Genomic DNA, 21,704 nt, shown 5'->3' on the forward strand with positions numbered 1-21,704 from the left:
TGTCCTTTAGTCAGAGACGCAGAATCTGAGCCAGACTGTCTACCACGCCAGCGGGGTTTTCCCGATGTGCGTTGTGTCCGGCGTTACGAATGACATGGCATGTCGCCGCCACTTCCTGCGCCAGGGCGCGGAATTTGCTGTCGCGTTCGCCACATAAATAATAAAACGGAAATGCCAGCGCGTTGAGCGCCTCGCGTAAATCCGGCTGGACGGCAAGCGATGTCGCCTCCAGCATCGCAGTCAGCGTTTCGCCGTTATTCTGGCTACGCAGCGCCGTTAGCGCCTGTCTTTGCTGCGCCGTCAGCGAGGCGAACACCGGCTGCTGATACCAGTCGTGAAAAACCTCAGTCAGGGGTTCACGACGAAAACGCTCTGCCCAGCGCCCGTCGGACAGTCGTCTTTCAGCGCGCGCCTGTTCATTTTGCAGCCCCGGATGACCGCCTTCAACCACCAGGCCGCACAGGCCGGGTATTCCCTGGCAGGCTGCCATCATCGCCACCCGGCCGCCAAGAGAGTATCCTACCAACCAAAACTTTAGTATGTTGTAACTAATTAACGTAGCGCGCAGTAATCTGATGACATCGGCAAATCCGTCGACCGGAATAGCCGCAGATCCGCCATGTCCCGGTAAGTCAATATAGAGCCGCGAACAGCCGTGAAACTGTTCGCCAACCGGCTGCCATTCGTGGCAATCGCCAGAAAAACCGTGCAGGAAAACCAGCGAGGGCGTCCCAGGCTGTCCAGGCATGTGCTGCGCGTGCAACATCATAGATGGCTTACCTGAGCCAAAAGTTGCTGCAACGTCTGCGCGCCGTCCGTATCGTTTACCACCAGCTCAATCACCGTTGTCGCCGGGGTTCGCCACGCGCCAGCCAGCGCAGACTCCAGTTCTTCCCAGTTTTCCGGGCGATGATAGCGCAGGTTAAACATGGCGGCCGCATGGTCAAAATGGACGTTTTGCGGCATCAAATAAAAGCGCTCACGTTTGCTTTGCGGCGTCGGCAGCAGGGAAAAGATCTGCCCGCCGTTATTGTTGACCACAATCAACACAAACGGCGCGGATACCTGACGTAGTAACGCCAGCGCGTTAAGATCGTACAGCGCGGATAAATCGCCGACGATAGCCAACGTCGATTTGGCGCTGGCGCGCTGCACGCCCGCCGCCGTGGAAAGCAGGCCGTCAATGCCGCTCGCCCCGCGATTGCTGTATACCGGATAGCCAGCCGGCAACTGTGACAGCGCGTCGATCAGACGCACCACCAGACTATTGCCCACGAACAATTGCCCCTGCTCCGGCAGATAGTCGCGGATACGGTGCGCCAGCTGCGCTTCGCCAAAGGTGTCTCGCTGCGCGACCACCCGTTGCCACGCCAGTTCTGCCAGACGCGGGATCTCTACACACCACGGTTTACGTTTTTCCGCCGGATGCATCTCCAGCCAGTCGGCGATTTTCGCTACCAGTCTGCGTCCACGATGGTGCGCCGGGTCCAGACGACCTTCAATATTGTCGATTACCCAGTACTCTTCCGGCTCGCAGGTTGCCTGCCATTGCAGTAAGCGTTTTCCGGTAAGGCTACTGCCAAGCTGGACGACAATCTGCGCCTGCTGCAGTTCGGTCACCGCTTTGGCGTTGCCGAGCCACAGGTCGGCGCACGGCAGCGGCTGCCCGGTTTGCGACAATACGTCGCCAATTAATGGCCATCCCAGAGTTTGCGCCCACTGCGCCACTTTTTTGCCTTCTTCCGCGCTCATACGCCCGGCGACAACGACGCCGCGTTTTTGTCGCCAGAAGAACCAGTCGCGCTGTTTGTCGCTTTCCAGTCGACGCGCTTCGCGCAGCCAGGGCTTTTCATCCTGCCACCAGTCGCCGAGACGCTGCTGCCAGACCAGACCGGTGTCATTCATATCGCCATACAGCGGTTCGGCAAAAGGACAGTTAATGTGCAGCGCGCCCGCATGAAGCATGGCGAGCGCATTGTCGATGGTCGACACCAGCCAGCGCGCCGGAATATCCTGCGTGGGACGCGGCAACGACAGAGTTTGGGAGGGGTGCGAGGCAAACATCCCCGCCTGACGGATCGCCTGGTTGGCGCCGCAGTCAATCAGCTCCGGCGGGCGATCGGCGGTAAGTAAAATGAGCTTCTCGCCCGTCAGACCCGCCTCAATCAGCGCCGGATAGAGGTTCGCCACGGCGGTACCTGAAGTGACAATAACGACAACCGGCTGTTGGCTGACTTTCGCCAGCCCTAACGCCAGATGACCAAGCCCACGCTCATCAAAGTGCGTATGGTGAATAAAAGCAGGATTCTCTGCCGCCGCCAACGTGAGCGGCGTGGAACGGGAACCAGGGGCGATACAAACATGCCTGACGCCATGACGGGTTAAGGCTTCCAGGATGACCGCCGCCCAGCGCCGGTTAAATGCACTTACTGACATGAGTTTGTCCGGTATCAATCATTGGGACTAAGTATAAAGAGCTGCAAAAATGGATTATTGATATGGGTCGGGAATATGTGACTCATTACGCATCCATCTGCAATAAGGTACGTAACCCGGCCGCTTTATTATCTATTTCCTGCCATTCCTGTTCCGGATCGGAGCCGCGGACGATTCCCGCGCCGGCATACAATCGCACCACATTGGCCGTCACTTTGGCTGAACGTAACGTCACGCAAAACTCACTTTGCCGCGTGGAGAGATAGCCTGCCGACCCGGCATACCATTCACGTTCGAACGGCTCATGTTGTTCTATAAAACAACGCGCGGGTTCACGAGGGATCCCGGCGACCGCTGCGGTAGGCTGTAACTGGTGCAGGCAGAGCGTGTCGTCCGCCTGATTAAGCGCCGTCCAGATACAGCGGCGCAAATGCTGTACCTTGCGCAGTCTGAGCACCTGCGGCGGCAGCACATCCAGCGAGTGGGTGCAGTTTTGCAGTCGCTGGCAGATGTCTTCGACAACCAGCATATTTTCTCGCTGGTTTTTATCGTCTTTCATTAACCATTCGCCAAGCTGCCAGGCTTTATGGTTATCCGGATGGTTCGCCACCGTCCCGGCCAGAGCTTCGGTACGCAGCGCCGTTTCACGCCGCCGCCAGAGCCGCTCCGGCGATGATCCCAGAAAGGCGGTATCGGCGGAAAAGGCCATAAAAAAGTGGTAGCAGTTGAGATTTAAACGACGACTGGACGCCATCATCGCGGCGGCATTGACCGGACGGGAGAATTGTAAGTCGGTGGCCCGCGCCAGCACAACTTTATCAAACGCCTCTTGCGCAATGGTGTAGGTAGCCTGCTGAATCAGCTTCACCCAACCGTCTTTGTCCGGCCAGTGTTGTTCGCTCGTGAGCGAAAGGCGCAGCGCCGGAACAGGCTTAATACCGACCAGAGAAGCGAGAAACGCTTTCGCCAGGCGCGCATCATCACGTAGCGAAACGTCACTGTGCAGATGTAAGCGTAAGGTCGCCGTACCCCCGCTACGTCGCCACTCCAGCCTCGGCAGCAATAAGTAGCCCTCTTTCGGCTCGAACGCATTCAGCCCCCAAATACGCAGGTCAGGCTGCGCGTGCTGACGTAAAAACCGTTGCGCCAGATCGAGCGATGAAAAAACGGTGATTGCCCCGAGAACGGCAGCTTCTTCGTCGCCATTGCGCTGTTGCCAGTAGAATTGCGGAAAGGATGACTGGCTGGCCAGCCAGCTCAATGCATCGAAGGCATCGTTTAAAGGGAAAGGCGCATCGAAAACGCAAAGCCCTGGCGTCGCCGGTATCTCCTGCGATAGCTGACGCGTCAGATTTTCCAGCGCAGTAGTAATAGAATGCACGCGGCCCCTCCCTGTTAAAAACCCCACATTATACGGGGTACTGCCCTAAAAAAGCAGTACCTCATTTAGGGAGGGTTGCAATTCTGTTCAGTAGGGGGATTTAGCGCCGCGCCAGCAGCAGTCCAAGTACCAGTCCTACCGCCGCGCCTACGCCAATACCCTGCCAGGGTTTTTCATGAACGTAGTCATCCGCTTTATAAACGGCCTGCTTTGCCCGGTAATAATAGCTATCCGACGCATGGCTTACGCGGTTTTTCACCTCTTCCAGCGCTTGTTCCGCGCGGGCTTTCAGCTCAATGTATTTTTGATCGGCGGGATCGCCTGAGGAACGTAAAATCTCTTCCAGCGTTTCGCTGAGCAAAGTCAGATCATCATCAACACGTGATTCACCAAATTGATATGACATTCTCATTCTCCGTTGTGTTAACACCTGCTCCTAACTATAGTCAACGGTTTCGGTTTATGCCTGATGAACCTCCCGCGCCATTCCCCGGTGCGGAATGCCGTCTTCGTCATAAACATCGGTAACCGGAATAAAACCAAACCGCGCATAAAAAGGTTGTAGATGCGCCTGCGCCCCCAGATATAGCGGCTTATCCGGCCAGTGCCGCCCACAAGATTCCAGCGTTTTCGCCATTAATTGCTGGCCCAGTTTCGCCCCTCGCCAGGCATCGCTGACGATCACCCGGCCAATGACAACCGGTTCTGATTCGTTATCACTTTTCAGAATCCTCGCATACGCCACCAGCTCACCCTGATGCCAGCCCAGAATATGCCGATTGTCGCCGACTAAATCATCGCCATCCACATCCAGGTAAGGACAGCGCTGTTCTACCACAAAGACTGCGCAGCGCAATTTGAGTAACGCGTAAAGTTGAGGAACGGTAAGTTCGCTATGGTGGAGATCCTGCCAGTCAATCATGATGCGCTCCTGTGTTGTGGTAATCTTGGGTTAAACGATAACCAAACGTGTATGGACAAGATGGAATTAATTTTTTTAGGTACGTCCGCAGGCGTTCCCACGCGCTCACGCAATGTAACGGCAATTTTATTACATCTGCAACATCCAACGCAGCCGGGAGTGTGGCTTTTTGATTGCGGCGAAGGGATACAGCATCAAATGCTTAATACCGCGTTTCATCCCGGTAAGCTTGAGCGCATTTTTATCAGTCATCTTCACGGCGATCATCTGTTTGGCCTGCCGGGTCTGCTATGCAGCCGGTCGATGGCGGGGAATCCCCATCCGCTAACCGTATACGGACCTCAAGGCGTGCGTGAGTTTATTGCAACCACACTGCGCCTTAGCGGTTCATGGACCGATTTTCCGTTGCAAATTGAAGAAATTAGCGCGGGCGATATTCTTGACGACGGTCTGCGTAAAGTGACCGCGTTCAGGCTGGAGCATCCACTGGAGTGCTACGGATATCGCGTTGTTGAACATGACAAGCCTGGCGCGCTGAATGCCAGGGCGTTAAAAGCCGCAGGCGTTACGCCCGGCCCGCTGTTTCAGGCGTTGAAGGCAGGAAAAACCGTCACACTTGCCGATGGAAGGCAGATCAATGGCGCCGACTACCTTGCTCCCGCCGTGGCCGGGAAATCAGTGGCGATTTTCGGCGATACCGCGCCCTGCGAGGCCGCCCTCGCGCTGGCGCAAGGCGTGGATGTGATGGTCCATGAAACCACGCTGGATGCGTCAATGGAGGAGAAAGCCAACGCTCGCGGACACAGCTCCACCCGTCAAACCGCGACGCTGGCGCGGGAAGCTGCCGTCGGTCGGCTGATCATGACCCATATTAGCTCACGCTATGACGATAAAGGCTGTCAGCGCTTACTGGCGGAATGCCGCGCTATTTTCCCGGCGACGGAACTGGCTTACGATTTTTCTGTTTTCCCGGTTTAGCGCTCCATTTTTTGTCCTCATTGCCGATAACACTAAAAAAGGCAGGCTTTCATAATGAGGTTAGGATGGACAATTTTCAGAAAGATATTGATGACAGGGCCAATTTAACCCTGTCCAACCGTTTTGAACTGCTGTTATTCCGTCTTGGTACATCGCTGCATGAACAGAAGTCAGAGCTGTTCGGCATCAATGTATTTAAGCTGCGCGAAATCGTACCAATGCCCGCCTTTACGCGCCCGGCAGGCATGAAAGCGCCGCTATTGGGCATGGTCAATATTCGGGATCAGGTCATTCCGGTGATTGATTTGCCAGCGGTAGCGGGCTGCAAGCCGGAAACCGGGCTGAATATTTTGCTGATCACCGAATATGCGCGCAGCGTACAGGCATTTGCCGTCGAGTCGGTGGAAAATATTATGCGTCTTGACTGGCAACAGGTGCATACCGCCGAGAAAGCCGTCAACGGTCGCTACATCACCAGTATTGCCTGCCTGGATGATAACAAAGAAACCAACAACCTGGCGCTGGTGCTCGACGTTGAGCAGATCCTTTATGATATTGTCCCCTCCAGCCACGATCTGCGCGCCACCAATCTAAAGACCAATAAATTTTATATTACCCCAGGCGCGGTAGCCATTGTGGCGGAAGACTCCAAAGTCGCCCGCGCGATGCTGGAAAAAGGGCTGAACGCAATGGGAATTCCGCATCAGATGCATGTGACCGGCAAGGATGCATGGGAGAGAATCCAGCAACTGGCGCAGGAAGCGGAGGCCGAAGGTAAGCCAATTAGCGAGAAAATCGCGCTGGTCCTGACAGATCTTGAGATGCCGGAGATGGATGGCTTTACGTTAACGCGTAAAATTAAAACCGATGAACGGCTGAAAAAGATCCCGGTCGTTATTCACTCTTCCCTTTCCGGCAGCGCCAACGAAGATCATATACGTAAGGTGAAGGCCGACGGCTACGTGGCTAAGTTTGAGATTAACGAACTCTCTTCGGTCATTCAGGAAGTGCTGGAGCGCGCAGCAACAAACAGCCAGGGACCACTGATCAGCCGCAAAAGCGCCTGACGCTTAGTGAGACAAGCCTTCCGCCAGTTTTACCAGTTTAATAAACTCCGCGCGATAGCCTTGTCTATCTTCCCCGCGCGCCTGTTCACCCCATTTAATAATTTGCGGCCAGGTCGTATCTGCCAGCGTTTCTGAGCCACGCAGTTTTTGCCCGAAAGCCGCTACCGCCGCGCGGAAACGAAAATCTTCAGAGGCGCCAGCAAAGATCGGCATCTTTCCCATAACGACCGGGAACTCGGCTAATGTACTTTCGCTGCCCTGCGGCGCTTTCCAGCGCAATTTGATCCACGCCAGCTCGCTTGATTTTGTTGTCTTTGAGGCGGCTTTGTTCTGAGCGTAGCGCAGTTTATCCACCGAGGCTTTCTGCCCGTTAAGCGTCAGTTCAAAGAATAGCGTGACGTGTTTACCCGCGCCGATATCACCGGCATCAACCTTATCGTTATTGAAATCCTCGTCGCGCAGTTGGCGTTTTTCATAACCAATCTGCCGGTACTCAGTCACCCACTGCGGATTAAATTCGATTTGCGATTTTACATCTTTGGCAACGGTGACCAGCGTTTGATGCATCTCATCCTTGAGGACTTTTTGCGCCTCAGAGAGGGAGTCGATGTAGCTGTAATTGCCGTTACCCACATCAGCAATTCTCACCATCATGGCTTCGTTGAAATTGTCATCGCCGACGCCCAGCGTAGATAAGGTAATACCTTTCTCACGCTCTTTTTTTACCAGCGCTTCGATGTCTTTGGGATCGGTAATACCGAGGTTAAAATCACCGTCGGTGGTCAACAAAATGCGGTTAACGTCGCCTTTGATAAACCCTTTTTCGGCCTGCTCGTAGGCTAGCCGTAATCCCGCTTCACCACCGGTACTCCCGTAAGCATCCAGATTATCAATTGCCGCTTTAATCGCGGTTGTGTTATTTCCCGCTGTAGACGCCAGCGCGACGTGAGTGCCGCCCGCGTAGGTCACAATCGTGATGTTATCCTGCGCACGCAGATCGTTCACCAGCAGTTTTAGCGCCGACTGGATCAACGGCAGGCGTTCCGCTGGCTGCATAGAGCCGGAAGTATCAATGAGAAAAACCAGGTTGGCAGGTGGTAGATCTCTGGTCTGCATGTCCCGGGCCTGAACATCAACTTTTAATAGCGTACGCTGCGCGTTCCACGGCGAGGGAGCCAGTTCGTATTTAACCGCAAATGGCATCGGTATACAGGCCGCAATGGGTTTAGTGTTATCCTGCTTATCCGCAACGGGCTGAGGCGCGGGAAAATAATTGAGCATCTCTTCTACCCGCACGGCTTCCGGCGGCGGCAGTTGTCCCTGATTCAGAAAGCGCCGCACGTTAGCGTAGCTGCCAGTGTCTACATCCAGACTAAACGTGGCGAGCGGCGCCTGACTTACCTGTTTAATTGGATTTTCATCGTAGTGTTCGTAACGCGCGGTCCCCATTACATTACCGCCTTGTGCAGCGAACGCTTTTGGTGCCGCGGCACGTGTCTGCATTACATATTGCGGTGCTTCGGCTGTTGCCAGAGATGCCGCTTTGGCATCTGCCAGGGCTTTGGCTTCAGCATATTCGGCTGCTTTTTTCGCAGCCTGTTGGGCGGCCTCGGCTTGTCTTTTCTGGACAGTGTCATCCCCGGCCTGAGCGCTATTTTCTTTCTGGATAGTCCGCTTCTGTTTTAACTCAGCCGGATTATTTCCCTGCGGGTCGGAGGGCTCCGGCCCACAGCCCGAGAGAATAACCCCACCCAACAACAGCATTAATGTTTTTCCGTTAAGCATACAAATTCCTTTTCAATTATATTCGGGTAATTCTCTGCAGATGTCCTGCATTATATTCCGCTTTACTTTTATTATCAGCATGACGAAAGTAGAAAATAATATTACCTGCGTTAATAACCACCCATAATAAAAAAGATAATTATATTTTTGAGACAAATAATATTTACGTTTAAGATGACAGGCTTAATCAGTTGCTGCCGTTCGACCCACAGATTCTGCATGAAGAACACTATTTACAGTGACCGATTTACCAAAAGTGAATATATAAGATGGGGGACTATCTGCACTGTGCCCTCGCCAGCACTTCCTTTTACAACCCGCCAAACAGCAATCCATTAAGCCGTGCCAATACTCACGTTATTGATGGAAAGATATTATATGCCGCCGTCACACGAAATAATGAACTGAGCGCGATCGGACGCCCTGAAAAACGCTGACAGAAATACGCTTCAGATCAAATTTTTCCCATTGAAGTCGATGAATAAACATTTATCCGGGAAACGGGTCACGAAAACAGTTGGGAGAGTTGTTCCACTGCCTGATGCAAGAAATGGACAAACTGCTGAGTTTTTATCAGCGATCCTGAGAAATGACAGTCACGTTATAATTTTTATAGCGGAGTAATGGGCCATATGTTTAACACTTCGACAATTATTGTGAATTACCCATATGAAACCGCTGGCGCTTACGGAACCGCCCAACATCCGGCTCTTCGTTCGTCGGGACGTGTTGGGTATGAATTTGGGTTAGCTTCGCTCCACCCAACCTACGCCACTAATACAACGTTGATGCCGGATAGCGGCTACGCCTTATCCGGCATCTGGTTCTGTGTTCGTTGGAAAAGTGTTGGGTTTCGGCTACGCCTCACCCAACGAGTCTATGGTCTCTATGCGTCACAGGTTTTCATAAGTTGGATGCAATCCAACATTTAGAGGCTCCGGTGTTGCTCATCAGCCTCAACCGCCGATAAATCGGCGGTTATTGACATCATCAACGCGGCATTACATCAGCGGCATAGCCAGTTGCACAAGGCTAATCAGCGGCTGCGGCCAGACGCCCAGTACCAACACCAGCAACGCGGAGATCAGCACCACGATACCGCCTGCGCTGTACTGCCAGTTTGTCGGCGCGTCGCGTCCCGGTTGCTGCGGCGCGTGCAGGTAGAGACTCACCGCAACGCGCAGGTAGTAGTACAAACCAATCGCGGAACCCACCACCACGGCGGCGACCAGCCACCACAGGCTGGCCTGAACGCCGACCGCCAGCACGTAGAATTTGCCGATAAAGCCCAGCGTCATCGGGATACCTGCCAGCGACAGCATCATCACCGTCATCACCGCGGCAAGAACCGGGCGGTGCCAGAATAGACCACGGTAAGAGTACAGAGAATCCGCATCCGGGCCGCGGAACGGGCTGGACATCAGGCTGACCACGCCAAACGCGCCGAGGCTGCTGAACAGATAACCGGCCAGGTAAACGCCTACCGCTTCCATCGACATCTCGCCGCTCTGCAGGGCAATCAGCGCTACCAGCAGATAGCCGAGGTGAGAAATAGAAGAGTAACCGAGCAGACGTTTGATGTTGGTCTGGCTCAGCGCCATCAGGTTACCGAAGATGATAGAGGCAAAGGCGATAATGCCCAGCACCACGCGTACCGCTTCGCTGTCGCCTACCGGCGCATAGAGGAACAGACGCATTACCACGCCGAAGATAGCGATTTTGCTCGCCGTCGCCAGGAAGGTGGAAACCGGCGCAGGCGCGCCCTGGTAAACGTCTGGCGTCCACAGGTGGAACGGCACCAGAGAGAGTTTAAAGCCCAGACCGACAATCATCAGGCCAAAGCCCGCCAGCAGCAACGGCTCGTGCAGCATACCATCGCCGAGGCTCTTACCGAGCGCTTCGAAAGACAGGTTGCCGGACTGCGCATAGACCAGCGCCATCCCGAACAGCAGGAAAGACGAGGCGGCGGCGGAGAGGATGGTGTATTTGATACTGGCTTCCAGCGAGCGTTTCTGGCGGAAAGCATAACCAATCAGGCCGAACAGCGGCAGTGAGATTAGTTCGATACCGAGGAACAGCGCCGCCAGGTGGTTGGCGTTTGCCAGCAGAATTCCCCCCAGGCTGGCGATTAACACCAGCAGGTAGAACTCTTCCTGGTTATCGTTATAGCCTTCAAGCCACGGGTAGGCAAAGGTGCAGGTGGCGAGGCTCGCCAGCAGCACCAGCCCGGTGTAGAGCATCGCAAAGCCGTCAACGCGCATTAGCGGCGTGACGTCCATTGCCCCAGCCTGGCCGACAAACCAAAGCGAAACCAGAGCAGCGTTAAGCCCAATGACCGACAGCGTGGCATTGAGGAAGTGATTGCGTCGCCACGCAATGGAGAGCATCACAACCACCACCGTCAAGCCGACGATCAGCAGCGGTAGCAGCGCAATCAGGTGTTGTGGAGTTATTGTCATGGCGATTTACGGCCTTGTAGTAGTAACGGAATTAACAAACCACTGCTGGATGTTGCTCATCGCAGAATGCGAGGTATCCAGAATCGGCTGCGGATAGAAGCCAAGCAGTACCAGAAGCACCACCAGCAACAGAATGATAAACAGCTCGCGCAGCGACATCCCTGGCAGTTCCTGGCTGGCAATCTGGCTCTTCGCTTTACCAAAGTAAGCGCGATGCAGCATCGCCAGCGAGTATACAGAGGCGAATACCAACCCAAAGGTGGAGATCACGGTAATCATCGGCACCACCTGGTAGCTGCCGAACAGAATCATAAATTCGCCGACAAAGTTACCGGTGCCCGGCATCCCGAGCGTCGCCACCGCAAAGAACATGGACAGCGCAGGCAACCACTTCATCTTGCCCCACAGGCCGCCCATCATACGCATGTCACGCGTATGCAGACGTTCGTACAACTGGCCACACAGAATGAACAGACCGGCTGCGGACAAACCGTGCGCAATCATCTGAATCACCGCGCCCTGGTACGCCAGTTGGCTGCCGGTGTAGATAGCGATCAGCACGAAGCCCATGTGGGAAACGGAGGTATAAGCAATCAGACGCTTGATGTCGTATTGGGTAAAGGCCATCCACGCGCCGTAGAAAATGCCGATAACGCCAAGCCACATAGCGATCGGCGCAAACTCCGCCGACGCGTTCGGGAACAATGGCAGGGAGAAACGCAGCAGACCGTAAGCGGCGGTTTTCAGCAAGATACCGGCCAGGTCGACGGAACCGGCGGTCGGCGCCTGGGAGTGCGCATCCGGCAGCCAGCCATGCAGCGGTACCACCGGCATTTTCACCGCGAAGGCGATGAAGAAGCCCAGCATCAGCAGATATTCCACACCGTGGGACATCGGCGTGTTCAGCAGCTCTTCATAGTTGAAGGTCCACACGCCGGTCGCGTTGTAGCGCACAAAGACCAGCGCCAGGATGGCAATCAGCATCACCAGACCACTTGCCTGGGTGTAGATGAAGAACTTGGTCGCCGCCGTGATACGCGTTTTCCCGTCAGAAGCTTTGTGGCCCCACAGCGCTATCAGGAAGTACATCGGCACCAGCATCATTTCCCAGAAGAAGAAGAACAGGAACATGTCGATGGCCAGGAACACGCCGATAACGCCGCCTAAGATCCACATCAGGTTCAGGTGGAAGAAGCCCTGATATTTTTCGATTTCTCGCCAGGAGCAAAGCACCGCCAGAACGCCGAGCAGGCCGGTCAGCACCACCATTAGCAGCGACAGTCCGTCGAGCGCCAGATGGATAGAGATGCCAAAACGCGGGATCCACGGCAGGACAAATTCAGATTGCCACTGCGGAATACCGGCGGATTGCGTCAGTGAGTAGCCGCCCTGCAACCACAATTGCAGACCGAGCGCCAGCGTCAGCCCCATGGTAATCAGCGCTATCCAGCGCGGCACCTTCACGCCAAAGCGTTCGGTCTGCCAGCACAGAAAGCCGCCGATAAAGGGAATTAATATCAACCAGGGTAATAACATAGCTAAGTATGTCCCTTATGTTTACTCCTGCTCAGGCTATCTCACTCGTCAGCCCAAATCCTGCCAGTGCTCACACAAAACGCAGCGCGTTTTGAACGTCCGTAAGGACGGCCCCGTAGGGGTGAGCTTCGCGAATCATCCTCACGTACTTCAGTACGCTCCGGTTGCTGTGCGCTGGCGGTATCCGGTCTGACTTCGCCGATGACGCCTGTACTTCAGGAACAGATTTTCAACGAATTCTAAAAATTATTTTTGGGTTTGTAGGCCGGATAAGCACTGCGCCATCCGGCAGTCGTTCATCCAGCCAACAAACTCAACGCAGTACCATCAATAGTGCCAGCACAACGACAGCGCCGATGCTCATGGATGCCACATACCAGCGCAAATAACCGTTCTCGCTCAATACCAGGCCTTTGCCTGCAAAACGGGAAAGGATAGCCGGAATGTTCATCAACGCATTAAGCGGGTCGCGCTTCAGCAGCCAGGCGATACCGAGGAATGGCTTGACGAATACTTTGTCGTACAGCCAGTCAAAGCCCCAGGCGTTATACCACCAGGTGCCCAGCAGACGGCCCGGCGCGCTGTTGGCGATCGACGTCACCAGCGTACGTTTACCCAGCCACAGCCATGCGGCAATCAGGATGCCGGCAATCGCCACTACGCCAGAGGTAATTTCCAGCGTCATGACGCGACCATGCGCCAGTTCAGTTGTCTGCGGCAGCACCCCCTGCAGCGGCGGCACAATCAGCGCGCCAACAAAGGTAGACAGAATCATCAGGACAATCAGCGGCAGATGGTGGGTAATCCCCTTCCCTGCATGAGCATGAATTTGTTCTTTACCGTGGAATACGATGAAAATCATCCGGAAGGTGTACAGGGAGGTCATGAATGCGCCGACCAGACCCGCCACCATCAGATTGATATGACCGTTCGCCATCGCCCCGGCCAGAATCTCATCCTTACTGAAGAAGCCCGCAGTGACCAGCGGCAGCGCCGACAGCGCCGCGCCCCCCACCAGGAAGCAGGCATACACCAGCGGAATGGACTTACGCAGACCGCCCATCTTAAAGATGTTCTGTTCGTGATGGCAGGCCAGAATTACCGAGCCGGAGGCCAGGAACAGCAGCGCTTTAAAGAAGGCGTGCGTCATCAGGTGGAAAATCGCCGCATCCCACGCCTGCACGCCAAGCGCCAGGAACATGTAGCCAATCTGGCTCATGGTGGAATAGGCCAGCACGCGTTTGATGTCGGTCTGCACCAGCGCGGCGAAACCCGCCATGACCAGCGTAATCGCCCCGATAATGCCCACCAGATGCAGAATTTCCGGGGTCATCAGGAACAGGCCATGCGTGCGTGCGATCAGGTAGACACCGGCGGTCACCATGGTAGCGGCGTGGATCAGCGCGGAGACCGGCGTCGGACCGGCCATCGCGTCGGCAAGCCAGGTCTGCAACGGTAGCTGCGCAGATTTACCGACCGCGCCGCCCAGCAGCATCAGCGTCGCCCACATCAGCATGTTGTTGCCGTCAGCAAAGTGCGCTGGCGCCAGCTCGACCATTTCGCGGAAGTTCAGCGTGCCCAGTTCGTTGTAGAGGATGAACAGCGCGAAGGCGAGGAACACGTCACCGACACGGGTCACCACGAAGGCTTTCATTGCCGCCGCGCCATTCTTCGGATCGCTGTAATAGAAGCCGATCAACAGATAAGAGCACAGGCCCACGCCTTCCCAGCCGAGGTACATCAACAGCAGGTTATCGGACAGCACCAGAACAACCATGCTGGCGATAAACAGGTTGGTATAAGCGAAGAAGCGGGAGTAACCCTCTTCCCCACGCATGTACCAGGAAGCGAACATGTGGATCAGGAAGCCGACGCCGGTGACCACAGAGAGCATGGTCAGCGACAGGCCGTCCAGCACCAGGTTAAAACCGATGTTGAAGTTACCGACCGACATCCACGTCCACAGCGGCTGGCTGAACGCCTGTTTGCCGTTGGCGAAGAAATCCATCCCGACAAACGCTGTCACCAACGCCGCCAGACCAACGGAGCCCACGCCAATGGTCGCGGAGAGATTTTCCGACCAGCGTCCGCGAGAGAACGCCAGCAGTACAAAGCCAATCAATGGCAGAATAATGGTTAAGGCAAGCATGTTCATCCACGCATCTCACTTACTGAATCGATGTTCAGGTTCTGGCGACGGCGATGGAGTTGCAGCAACAGCGCAAGTCCAATACTCGCTTCCGCAGCCGCAAGGCTGATGGCGAGAATGTACATCACCTGACCATCGGTCTGGCCCCAGTAGCTCCCGGCGACCACAAAGGCCAGCGCGGAGGCGTTAATCATGATTTCCAGCCCAATCAGCATAAACAGCAGATTGCGGCGGATAACCAGACCGGTTAAACCCAGGACGAATAAAATCGCAGCGAGGATCAGTCCATGTGTTAAGGGGATCATGCGCGCTCCTCCGTTTTTCTTTTCGCGCGGTCATCGGCGCGGTTGCTTAGCACTTCGCCCGCACGCTCTTCACGACCGACGTGGAACGCCACCACCAGGCCTGCCAGCAGCAGCATAGACGCCAGTTCGACCGCCAGAACATAAGGCCCGAACAGCGTAATGCCCACCGCTTTCGCGCTAATCGGCGTGCCGTCGATGCCCTGGTCGTTAACGCCCAGAATGGCGTACACAATGACCGCCAGCATAATGGCCGACAAAACCGCCGGACCAATCCACACCTGCGGCTTCAGCCACTGGCGTTCCTGTTCGATTTCGCTGCCGCCGAGGTTGAGCATCATCACCACGAACACAAACAGCACCATGATGGCGCCTGCGTAGACGATAATTTCCAGCGCACCGGCAAAGTAAGCGCCCAGCGAAAAGAACACCCCGGAAATCGCCAGTAGCGATATCACCAGATACAACAGCGCGTGTACCGGATTGGTATGGGTGATCACTCGCAGGGTCGCGAGGATGGCTATCAGGCCACAGATATAAAAAGCGAATTCCATTGCCCTCTCCTTACGGTAACAGGCTCTTGACGTCGATAGGCTTGGCTTCGTTCTCTGCTTCGCCTTTATCTTTGCCGTCGATTGCCATACCCGCCATCCGGTAGAAGTTATATTCCGGGTATTTGCCCGGACCGGAAATCAGCAGATCCTCTTTTTCGTACACCAGATCCTGACGTTTGTATTCGCCCAGTTCGAAGTCCGGGGTCAACTGAATCGCCGTGGTCGGGCACGCTTCTTCGCACAGGCCGCAGAAGATGCAGCGTGAGAAGTTAATGCGGAAAAATTCCGGATACCAGCGGCCATCTTTGGTCTCCGCTTTTTGCAGAGAGATACAGCCTACCGGACAGGCTACCGCACACAGGTTACAGGCAACGCAGCGCTCTTCACCGTCCGGGTCGCGCGTGAGCACGATACGGCCACGGTAACGGGGCGGTAAATAGACCGGCTCTTCCGGATACATCCGCGTTTCGCGTTTGGCGAACGCATGCAGGCCGATCATCCAGATACTGCGTACCTGAGTGCCGAAACCTACTAATAATTCTTTTAAGGTCATGGTCTTTGTGTCCCTTATTGCGCCTGCCACAGAATGACAGCCGCCGTTACCAGCAAGTTGATGAGCGTCAGCGGCAGGCAAACTTTCCAGCCGAAGGACATTACCTGGTCATAACGCGGACGCGGTAACGACGCACGAATCAAAATGAACATCATCATGAAGAACGCGGTTTTCAGCGCGAACCAGACGAATGGCGGTAAGAACGGGCCATGCCAGCCACCGAAGAACAACGTTACCATCAGCGCGGAAACGGTGACGATGCCGATGTACTCCCCCACGAAGAACAGACCGAATTTCATACCGGAATATTCGATGTGGTAACCGTCCGCCAGTTCCTGCTCGGCTTCCGGCTGGTCAAACGGGTGACGGTGACAGACCGCTACGCCCGCGATGGCGAAAGTAACAAACCCAAAGAATTGCGGAATCACGTTCCACAGATGCGCCTGGTTATTGACGATATCGGTCATATTAAATGAACCGGCCTGCGCCACCACGCCCATCAGGGAAAGACCAAGGAACACTTCATAGCTCACCGTCTGGGCAGACGCGCGCATCGCGCCCAGCAGCGAGTATTTGTTGTTGCTCGACCAACCGGCGAACAGCACCGCGTAAACCGCCAGACCGGCCATCATCAGGAAGAACAGAATCCCGATGTTTAAATCGGCCACCACCCAGTTAGGGCTAACCGGCACAATGGCGAAGGAGAGCAGCAGCGAAGTAAACGCGATCATCGGCGCCAGGGTAAAGATGACGCGATCCGAGAATTTCGGGATCCAGTCTTCTTTAAAGAACATCTTGATCATATCCGCGACCAGCTGGAGCGAGCCACCCCAGCCAACGCGGTTTGGTCCATAACGGTTCTGGAACAGACCCAGCAGACGACGTTCGCCAAAGCTCATGAAGGCCCCGCAGGTGACGACCACCAGCAGAATCACCACCGCTTTGAGAATGCTCAGCAGGATCTCAATCAGATCCGGTGTAATCCAACTCATTGTTGCGCCTCCCGCAGATCCTCAAGACGCGCGCCAGCCAGAACCGGCGCGATGCCAGGCATACCCATCGGCAGCCCTACCTGCCCTGCCGCTAATCCTTCAGAGATTTCAACCAGCAGCGTCACCGTATTGCCATCGTAGCTAAAGGAGACGCGCGTCCCGGCATTGACGCCCAACTTCGCGGCATCCGCCGGGTTAAGTTTGATATACGGCTGCGGCATACGGCTCTGGAAGACCGGAGAACGCTGAGACAATTCGTCGCTGCCAAACAGGTGGTAATACGGCGCAATACGCCACTGACCGTCCTGCGCCTGGAAGCTTGCCGGCACGGTAGTGAAATAATCCAGACCGCCCTCAGTCGCTTCAATCAAACGCACGCCCGGATCGCCGTGACGCAGTTTGCCGCCCACTTCATCCTGGAATTTGTTCCACGCCTGCGGAGAGTTCCAGCCCGGCGCCCAGGCGAACGGAATTTCAGATCGCGGGGCTGTCGGTTGGTTATTCCCTTCCATTGAGAAGGCGAACATGGTGTCTTTATCCTGCGGCTGACGTGGTTCATGCACGCTGATATTGGCGCGCATCGCCGTACGACCGCTGTAACGATGCGGTTCGCGCGCCAGCTTCTGCCCACGAATGCGGAAGGTCGCATCCGGCGCGGCGTCCTTAATGCCGGCAAATTGCGGCATGGCGGCAATGACCGCGTCGATCACGTGGTCAAGCTGAGTCCAGTCCACTTCGCGGTTTTCGACGGTGCTGTGCAGCGAATGCAGCCAGCGCCAGCTTTCCAGCATAATCGTCTTGTTATCGTAGTAGGCCGGATCATAAACCTGGAAGAAGCGCTGCGCGCGGCCTTCGTTGTTGATGACCGTACCATCGCTTTCGGCGAAGCTTGCCGCGGAAAGCACCAGATGCGCGTTTTCCATAATCGCCGTGCGCTGATGGTCAACCACCATCACCAGCGGCGCTTTGGCGAGCGCGGCGTTCACGCGCGTAGCGCTTGCATGACAGTGGAGATCGTTTTCCAGCACCACCACCGCGTCCGCGCTGCCGGTTTCCAGCTCGCCCAACGCATCGTCAAGCGAACCGCCGCCCATCATACCCAGCCCCATGCTGTTCACGGAGCGGGCAATCATAGTAATACCGACGTCGGCGCCACGGCCTTTCAGCGCTTTCGCCACGTTGGCGGCCGCCTGAATCACCTCACTGCTACCGGCGTTAGTGCCGGAGATAATCAGCGGTTTTTTCGCGCCGGCCAACGCCTGCACAATGACATCAATTTTGTTTTGCAAGTCGCTGTCGATACCGTCAACCGCAGGCGCTGTATTGTCCAGCGCATGGGCAATCGCAAAGCCCAGACGCGCCTGATCTTCTACCGGCGCGCGATAGGTCCAGGCGGCGATATCATCCAGACGGGTGTCGTCCACGTTGGTCACGAACAGCGGATGTTTGGCACGCTGGCCGATGTTAAGGATGGCCGCAATCTGCCAGTCGGCCACTTTCTGCGCCGCCGCCATTTCACGCGCTTTACCTTTCACCGCCTGACGTACCGCCAGCGCAACGCGCGCGCCGGTCTGGGTAACGTCTTCGCCCAAGACCAGTACCGCGTCATAAGATTCGATTTCCCGCAGCGCCGGGGTGTAAATGCCGCCTTCACGCAGCACTTTCAGCGCCAGTTGCAGACGTTCCTGCTCGCCGCGCGCGATACCGGTGTAGAAGTTTTCCGCACCAACCAGTTCACGCAGCGCAAAGTTGCTCTCAATGCTGGCGCGTGGCGAACCGATACCGATCACTTTCTTCGACTGGCGCAGAATATCCGCCGCGCCCTGCATCGCCTGCTCGGCGTTGAGGGTGATGAAGTCGTCGCCACGGCGCTGAACCGGCTGACGCGGACGGTCTTTCAGGTTCACATAGCCATAGCCGAAACGACCGCGGTCGCAGAGGAAGTAGTGGTTAACGGTACCGTTGTAACGGTTTTCGATACGGCGCAGTTCGCCATAGCGCTCGCCCGGGCTGATGTTACAGCCGATGGAACACTGCTGGCAGATGCTCGGCGCAAACTGCATGTCCCATTTACGGTTGTAACGCTCGGAGTGCGTTTTATCGGTGAAGACGCCGGTCGGGCAAATCTCGACCAGGTTACCGGAGAATTCGCTTTCCAGCGTACCGTCTTCCGGACGCCCGAAGTAGACGTTGTCATGCGCGCCATAGACGCCCAGATCGGTGCCGTCGGCATAATCTTTGTAGTAACGCACACAACGGTAGCAGGCGATGCAGCGGTTCATTTCGTGCGAGATGAACGGCCCCAGATCCTGGTTGCGGTGGGTACGTTTGGTGAAACGGTAGCGGCGGAAACTGTGACCCGTCATCACGGTCATATCCTGAAGATGGCAGTTACCGCCCTCTTCACAGACCGGACAGTCGTGCGGGTGGTTAGTCATCAGCCACTCCACCACGCTTTCACGGAACTGTTTCGCTTCTTCGTCGTCAATAGAGATAAAGGTACCGTCGGTGGCTGGCGTCATACAGGACATCACCAGGCGACCACGCGTATCTTCCGCGTTTTGGTATTGCTTCACCGCACACTGGCGGCAAGCACCGACGCTTCCCAGCGCCGGGTGCCAGCAAAAATACGGAATATCAAGGCCGAGGGACAGACATGCCTGTAGCAGGTTGTCCGCGCCGTTGACCTCGTATTCTTTGCCGTCTACATGAATCGTAGCCATTAGCATGCTTCCAAATTAAAAATCGTTAACTCACCAGCGCTCTTTGAGCAGGTTCGGCTGAATACCATTGATTAAATGGGTATTGCTGAACGGCTGCTTGATGCCAGCTTCGAATTCTTCGCGGAAATACTTAATTGCGCTTTGCAGTGGCTCAACCGCGCCCGGCGCATGCGCGCAGAAGGTTTTACCCGGTCCGAGGAAACGACACAGTTGCTCAAGTGTCTCGATATCCCCCGGCTGGCCTTCGCCACGCTCCAGCGCGCGCAGAATTTTCACGCTCCACGGCAGCCCGTCGCGGCATGGCGTACACCAGCCGCAGGATTCGCGGGCAAAGAACTCTTCCAGGTTACGCACCAGCGATACCATGCCGATTTCGTGGTCTACCGCCATCGCCAGCGCAGTGCCCAAACGGCTGCCTGCTTTACCGATACTTTCGAACTCCATCGGCAGGTCAAGATGCGCCTCGGTCAGGAAGTCGGTTCCCGCCCCGCCCGGTTGCCAGGCTTTGAATTTCAGGCCATCGCGCATACCGCCCGCGTAGTCTTCAAGGATCTCGCGCGCGGTGGTGCCGAACGGTAATTCCCACAGGCCCGGATTCTTCACGCGGCCCGAGAAGCCCATCAGCTTGGTACCCGCATCTTTGCTTTTCGAGATGTTCTGGTACCACTCCACGCCGTTGGCGAGGATTGCCGGGACGTTGCACAACGTTTCGACGTTATTCACACAGGTCGGTTTGCCCCATACGCCGGAGGTCGCCGGGAAGGGCGGCTTGGAGCGTGGGTTCGCGCGGCGGCCTTCGAGGGAGTTAATCAGCGCCGTTTCTTCACCACAGATGTAACGCCCTGCCCCGGTGTGGACAAACAGTTCAAAGTCGAACCCGGTGCCCATGATATTTTTGCCAAGCAGCCCGGCCTCGGTGGCTTCAGCAATCGCACGGCGCAAATGTACAGCCGCTTCGATATATTCGCCGCGCAGGAAGATGTAGCCGCGATACGCTTTCAGCGCGAACGCGGAGATCAGCATGCCTTCCACCAGCAGGTGCGGCAGCTGTTCCATCAGCAGACGGTCTTTATAGGTGCCCGGCTCCATTTCATCGGCGTTACACAGCAGGTAACGGATGTTCATGGATTCATCTTTCGGCATCAGGCTCCACTTCAGACCGGTGGAAAAGCCCGCGCCGCCGCGCCCTTTCAGACCGGCGTCTTTTACCTGGCTGACGATTTCATCCGGAGACAGGCCGGTCAGCGCCTTACGCGCGCCTTCGTAGCCGTTTTTGCTACGATATTCATCCAGCCAGACCGGCTGTTTGTCATCGCGCAGACGCCAGGTCAGCGGATGGGTTTCGGGAGTACGGATAACGTTTTTCATTTATACCGCTCCAGTAGTTCAGGAATGGCTTCCGGGGTCAGATGGCTGTGAGTATCCTCATCAATCATCATGTTCGGCCCTTTATCGCAATTCCCCAGGCAGCAGGTCGGCAGCAGCGTAAAGCGACCATCAAAGGTCGTCTGCCCCGGTTTGATGTTGAGATTTTTTTCCAGCGCGGCCTGAATCCCCTGATAGCCGGTGATATGGCACACCACGCTGTCGCAGTAGCGAATCACGTGGCGACCGACCGGCTGACGGAAGATCTGGCTGTAGAATGTGGCGACGCCTTCGACGTCGCTCGCTGGAATACCCAGCACATCGGCAATAGCGTAGATCGCGCCGTCCGGCACCCAGCCACGCTGCTTCTGAACGATTTTCAGCGCTTCAATGGACGCCGCACGCGGGTCTTCGTAGTGGTGCTTCTCGTGCTCTATCGCTTCACGCTCTGCCGCACTCAGCTCAAAAGCCTCGGTTTGTGGTTGTTGATTCTCGTGCATAA

18 protein-coding genes are annotated in these 21,704 nt (G+C 55.9%); 2 read left to right on the plus strand and 16 right to left on the minus strand.

Annotated features, from left to right (window positions below; translation table 11 throughout):
- Window positions 1-10: 10 nt before the first annotated feature.
- From menH to ACFK9X_RS16265, 5 genes are all read right to left on the minus strand, one after another.
- Window positions 11-769: a 2-succinyl-6-hydroxy-2,4-cyclohexadiene-1-carboxylate synthase gene (gene menH / locus ACFK9X_RS16245; protein WP_151117038.1), complete on the minus strand. Its 759-nt coding sequence runs from the start codon at window positions 767-769 to the stop codon at window positions 11-13.
- Window positions 766-2,436 (minus strand): 2-succinyl-5-enolpyruvyl-6-hydroxy-3-cyclohexene-1-carboxylic-acid synthase, encoded by a 1,671-nt coding sequence (gene menD / locus ACFK9X_RS16250; protein WP_151117040.1) that lies wholly within the window; start codon window positions 2,434-2,436, stop codon window positions 766-768. The genes menH and menD overlap by 4 nt, the downstream gene beginning before the upstream one ends.
- Before the next feature lie 85 nt (window positions 2,437-2,521).
- Window positions 2,522-3,817: an isochorismate synthase MenF gene (gene menF, locus ACFK9X_RS16255; protein WP_151117042.1), complete on the minus strand. Its 1,296-nt coding sequence runs from the start codon at window positions 3,815-3,817 to the stop codon at window positions 2,522-2,524.
- 100 nt (window positions 3,818-3,917) lie between these two features.
- Window positions 3,918-4,223 carry a stress response protein ElaB gene (gene elaB, locus ACFK9X_RS16260; RefSeq protein ID WP_001519663.1) on the minus strand — a complete coding sequence of 102 codons (306 nt, stop codon included), beginning with the start codon at window positions 4,221-4,223 and terminating at the stop codon, window positions 3,918-3,920.
- Between the two features lie 54 nt (window positions 4,224-4,277).
- Window positions 4,278-4,739, minus strand: coding sequence for a GNAT family N-acetyltransferase (locus ACFK9X_RS16265; RefSeq protein WP_000568158.1), 462 nt, complete (start codon window positions 4,737-4,739; stop codon window positions 4,278-4,280).
- Between the two features lie 60 nt (window positions 4,740-4,799).
- Here ACFK9X_RS16265 and rbn point away from each other — a divergent pair, with 60 nt between their 5' ends.
- Window positions 4,800-5,717 carry a ribonuclease BN gene (rbn, locus tag ACFK9X_RS16270; RefSeq protein WP_151117044.1) on the plus strand — a complete coding sequence of 306 codons (918 nt, stop codon included), beginning with the start codon at window positions 4,800-4,802 and terminating at the stop codon, window positions 5,715-5,717.
- Window positions 5,718-5,782: 65 nt separating this feature from the next.
- The gene (locus ACFK9X_RS16275) at window positions 5,783-6,784 is read left to right on the plus strand and encodes a chemotaxis protein (protein WP_000368558.1); all 1,002 of its coding nucleotides are present in this window, start codon (window positions 5,783-5,785) and stop codon (window positions 6,782-6,784) included.
- 3 nt (window positions 6,785-6,787) lie between these two features.
- Here ACFK9X_RS16275 and ACFK9X_RS16280 read toward each other — a convergent pair whose 3' ends face one another.
- From ACFK9X_RS16280 to nuoE, 11 genes are all read right to left on the minus strand, one after another.
- Window positions 6,788-8,569, minus strand: a complete 1,782-nt coding sequence (locus ACFK9X_RS16280; protein WP_151117046.1) for a VWA domain-containing protein — start codon at window positions 8,567-8,569, stop codon at window positions 6,788-6,790.
- Window positions 8,570-9,570: 1,001 nt separating this feature from the next.
- Window positions 9,571-11,028, minus strand: a complete 1,458-nt coding sequence (gene nuoN, locus ACFK9X_RS16285; protein ID WP_000156667.1) for an NADH-quinone oxidoreductase subunit NuoN — start codon at window positions 11,026-11,028, stop codon at window positions 9,571-9,573.
- Between the two features lie 6 nt (window positions 11,029-11,034).
- Complete coding sequence (gene nuoM / locus ACFK9X_RS16290) at window positions 11,035-12,564, minus strand: NADH-quinone oxidoreductase subunit M (RefSeq protein WP_151117048.1); 1,530 nt, start codon at window positions 12,562-12,564, stop codon at window positions 11,035-11,037.
- 313 nt (window positions 12,565-12,877) lie between these two features.
- Entirely contained in the window at window positions 12,878-14,719 is a 1,842-nt protein-coding gene (gene nuoL / locus ACFK9X_RS16295; RefSeq protein WP_001056582.1) for an NADH-quinone oxidoreductase subunit L, read from the minus strand.
- Window positions 14,716-15,018, minus strand: a complete 303-nt coding sequence (gene nuoK, locus ACFK9X_RS16300; protein WP_000612687.1) for an NADH-quinone oxidoreductase subunit NuoK — start codon at window positions 15,016-15,018, stop codon at window positions 14,716-14,718. The genes nuoL and nuoK overlap by 4 nt, the downstream gene beginning before the upstream one ends.
- On the minus strand, window positions 15,015-15,569 hold the full coding sequence (gene nuoJ, locus ACFK9X_RS16305; protein ID WP_000393522.1) for an NADH-quinone oxidoreductase subunit J: 555 nt from the start codon (window positions 15,567-15,569) through the stop codon (window positions 15,015-15,017). Before nuoJ ends, nuoK begins: the two co-directional genes overlap by 4 nt.
- Window positions 15,570-15,579: 10 nt before the next feature.
- Window positions 15,580-16,122: an NADH-quinone oxidoreductase subunit NuoI gene (gene nuoI, locus ACFK9X_RS16310; RefSeq protein WP_000172747.1), complete on the minus strand. Its 543-nt coding sequence runs from the start codon at window positions 16,120-16,122 to the stop codon at window positions 15,580-15,582.
- A 14-nt stretch (window positions 16,123-16,136) separates the two neighbouring features.
- Window positions 16,137-17,114, minus strand: coding sequence for an NADH-quinone oxidoreductase subunit NuoH (gene nuoH, locus ACFK9X_RS16315; RefSeq protein ID WP_000118515.1), 978 nt, complete (start codon window positions 17,112-17,114; stop codon window positions 16,137-16,139).
- On the minus strand, window positions 17,111-19,837 hold the full coding sequence (gene nuoG / locus ACFK9X_RS16320; protein ID WP_151117050.1) for an NADH-quinone oxidoreductase subunit NuoG: 2,727 nt from the start codon (window positions 19,835-19,837) through the stop codon (window positions 17,111-17,113). Before nuoG ends, nuoH begins: the two co-directional genes overlap by 4 nt.
- Window positions 19,838-19,867: 30 nt before the next feature.
- A complete protein-coding gene (gene nuoF / locus ACFK9X_RS16325) occupies window positions 19,868-21,205 on the minus strand; it encodes an NADH-quinone oxidoreductase subunit NuoF (protein ID WP_000800048.1) in 1,338 nt (445 codons plus the stop codon).
- A complete protein-coding gene (gene nuoE, locus ACFK9X_RS16330) occupies window positions 21,202-21,702 on the minus strand; it encodes an NADH-quinone oxidoreductase subunit NuoE (protein WP_000545038.1) in 501 nt (166 codons plus the stop codon). Before nuoE ends, nuoF begins: the two co-directional genes overlap by 4 nt.
- Between the last annotated feature and the right edge of the window lie 2 nt (window positions 21,703-21,704).

The organism is Salmonella sp. WC3 (genome assembly GCF_042932255.1).
GTDB lineage: Bacteria > Pseudomonadota > Gammaproteobacteria > Enterobacterales > Enterobacteriaceae > Salmonella > Salmonella enterica.

What these genes read in the sequence shown, in the direction of transcription:
- menH (WP_151117038.1), bottom strand. Translation starts at nt 769, where the DNA reads ATGATGTTGCACGCGCAGCACATGCCTGGACAGCCTGGGACGCCCTCG.
- menD (WP_151117040.1), bottom strand. Translation starts at nt 2,436, where the DNA reads ATGTCAGTAAGTGCATTTAACCGGCGCTGGGCGGCGGTCATCCTGGAA.
- elaB (WP_001519663.1), bottom strand. Translation starts at nt 4,223, where the DNA reads ATGTCATATCAATTTGGTGAATCACGTGTTGATGATGATCTGACTTTG.
- ACFK9X_RS16265 (WP_000568158.1), bottom strand. Translation starts at nt 4,739, where the DNA reads ATGATTGACTGGCAGGATCTCCACCATAGCGAACTTACCGTTCCTCAA.
- rbn (WP_151117044.1), top strand. Translation starts at nt 4,800, where the DNA reads ATGGAATTAATTTTTTTAGGTACGTCCGCAGGCGTTCCCACGCGCTCA.
- ACFK9X_RS16275 (WP_000368558.1), top strand. Translation starts at nt 5,783, where the DNA reads ATGGACAATTTTCAGAAAGATATTGATGACAGGGCCAATTTAACCCTG.
- ACFK9X_RS16280 (WP_151117046.1), bottom strand. Translation starts at nt 8,569, where the DNA reads ATGCTTAACGGAAAAACATTAATGCTGTTGTTGGGTGGGGTTATTCTC.
- nuoN (WP_000156667.1), bottom strand. Translation starts at nt 11,028, where the DNA reads ATGACAATAACTCCACAACACCTGATTGCGCTGCTACCGCTGCTGATC.
- nuoM (WP_151117048.1), bottom strand. Translation starts at nt 12,564, where the DNA reads ATGTTATTACCCTGGTTGATATTAATTCCCTTTATCGGCGGCTTTCTG.
- nuoL (WP_001056582.1), bottom strand. Translation starts at nt 14,719, where the DNA reads ATGAACATGCTTGCCTTAACCATTATTCTGCCATTGATTGGCTTTGTA.
- nuoK (WP_000612687.1), bottom strand. Translation starts at nt 15,018, where the DNA reads ATGATCCCCTTAACACATGGACTGATCCTCGCTGCGATTTTATTCGTC.
- nuoJ (WP_000393522.1), bottom strand. Translation starts at nt 15,569, where the DNA reads ATGGAATTCGCTTTTTATATCTGTGGCCTGATAGCCATCCTCGCGACC.
- nuoI (WP_000172747.1), bottom strand. Translation starts at nt 16,122, where the DNA reads ATGACCTTAAAAGAATTATTAGTAGGTTTCGGCACTCAGGTACGCAGT.
- nuoH (WP_000118515.1), bottom strand. Translation starts at nt 17,114, where the DNA reads ATGAGTTGGATTACACCGGATCTGATTGAGATCCTGCTGAGCATTCTC.
- nuoG (WP_151117050.1), bottom strand. Translation starts at nt 19,837, where the DNA reads ATGGCTACGATTCATGTAGACGGCAAAGAATACGAGGTCAACGGCGCG.
- nuoF (WP_000800048.1), bottom strand. Translation starts at nt 21,205, where the DNA reads ATGAAAAACGTTATCCGTACTCCCGAAACCCATCCGCTGACCTGGCGT.
- nuoE (WP_000545038.1), bottom strand. Translation starts at nt 21,702, where the DNA reads ATGCACGAGAATCAACAACCACAAACCGAGGCTTTTGAGCTGAGTGCG.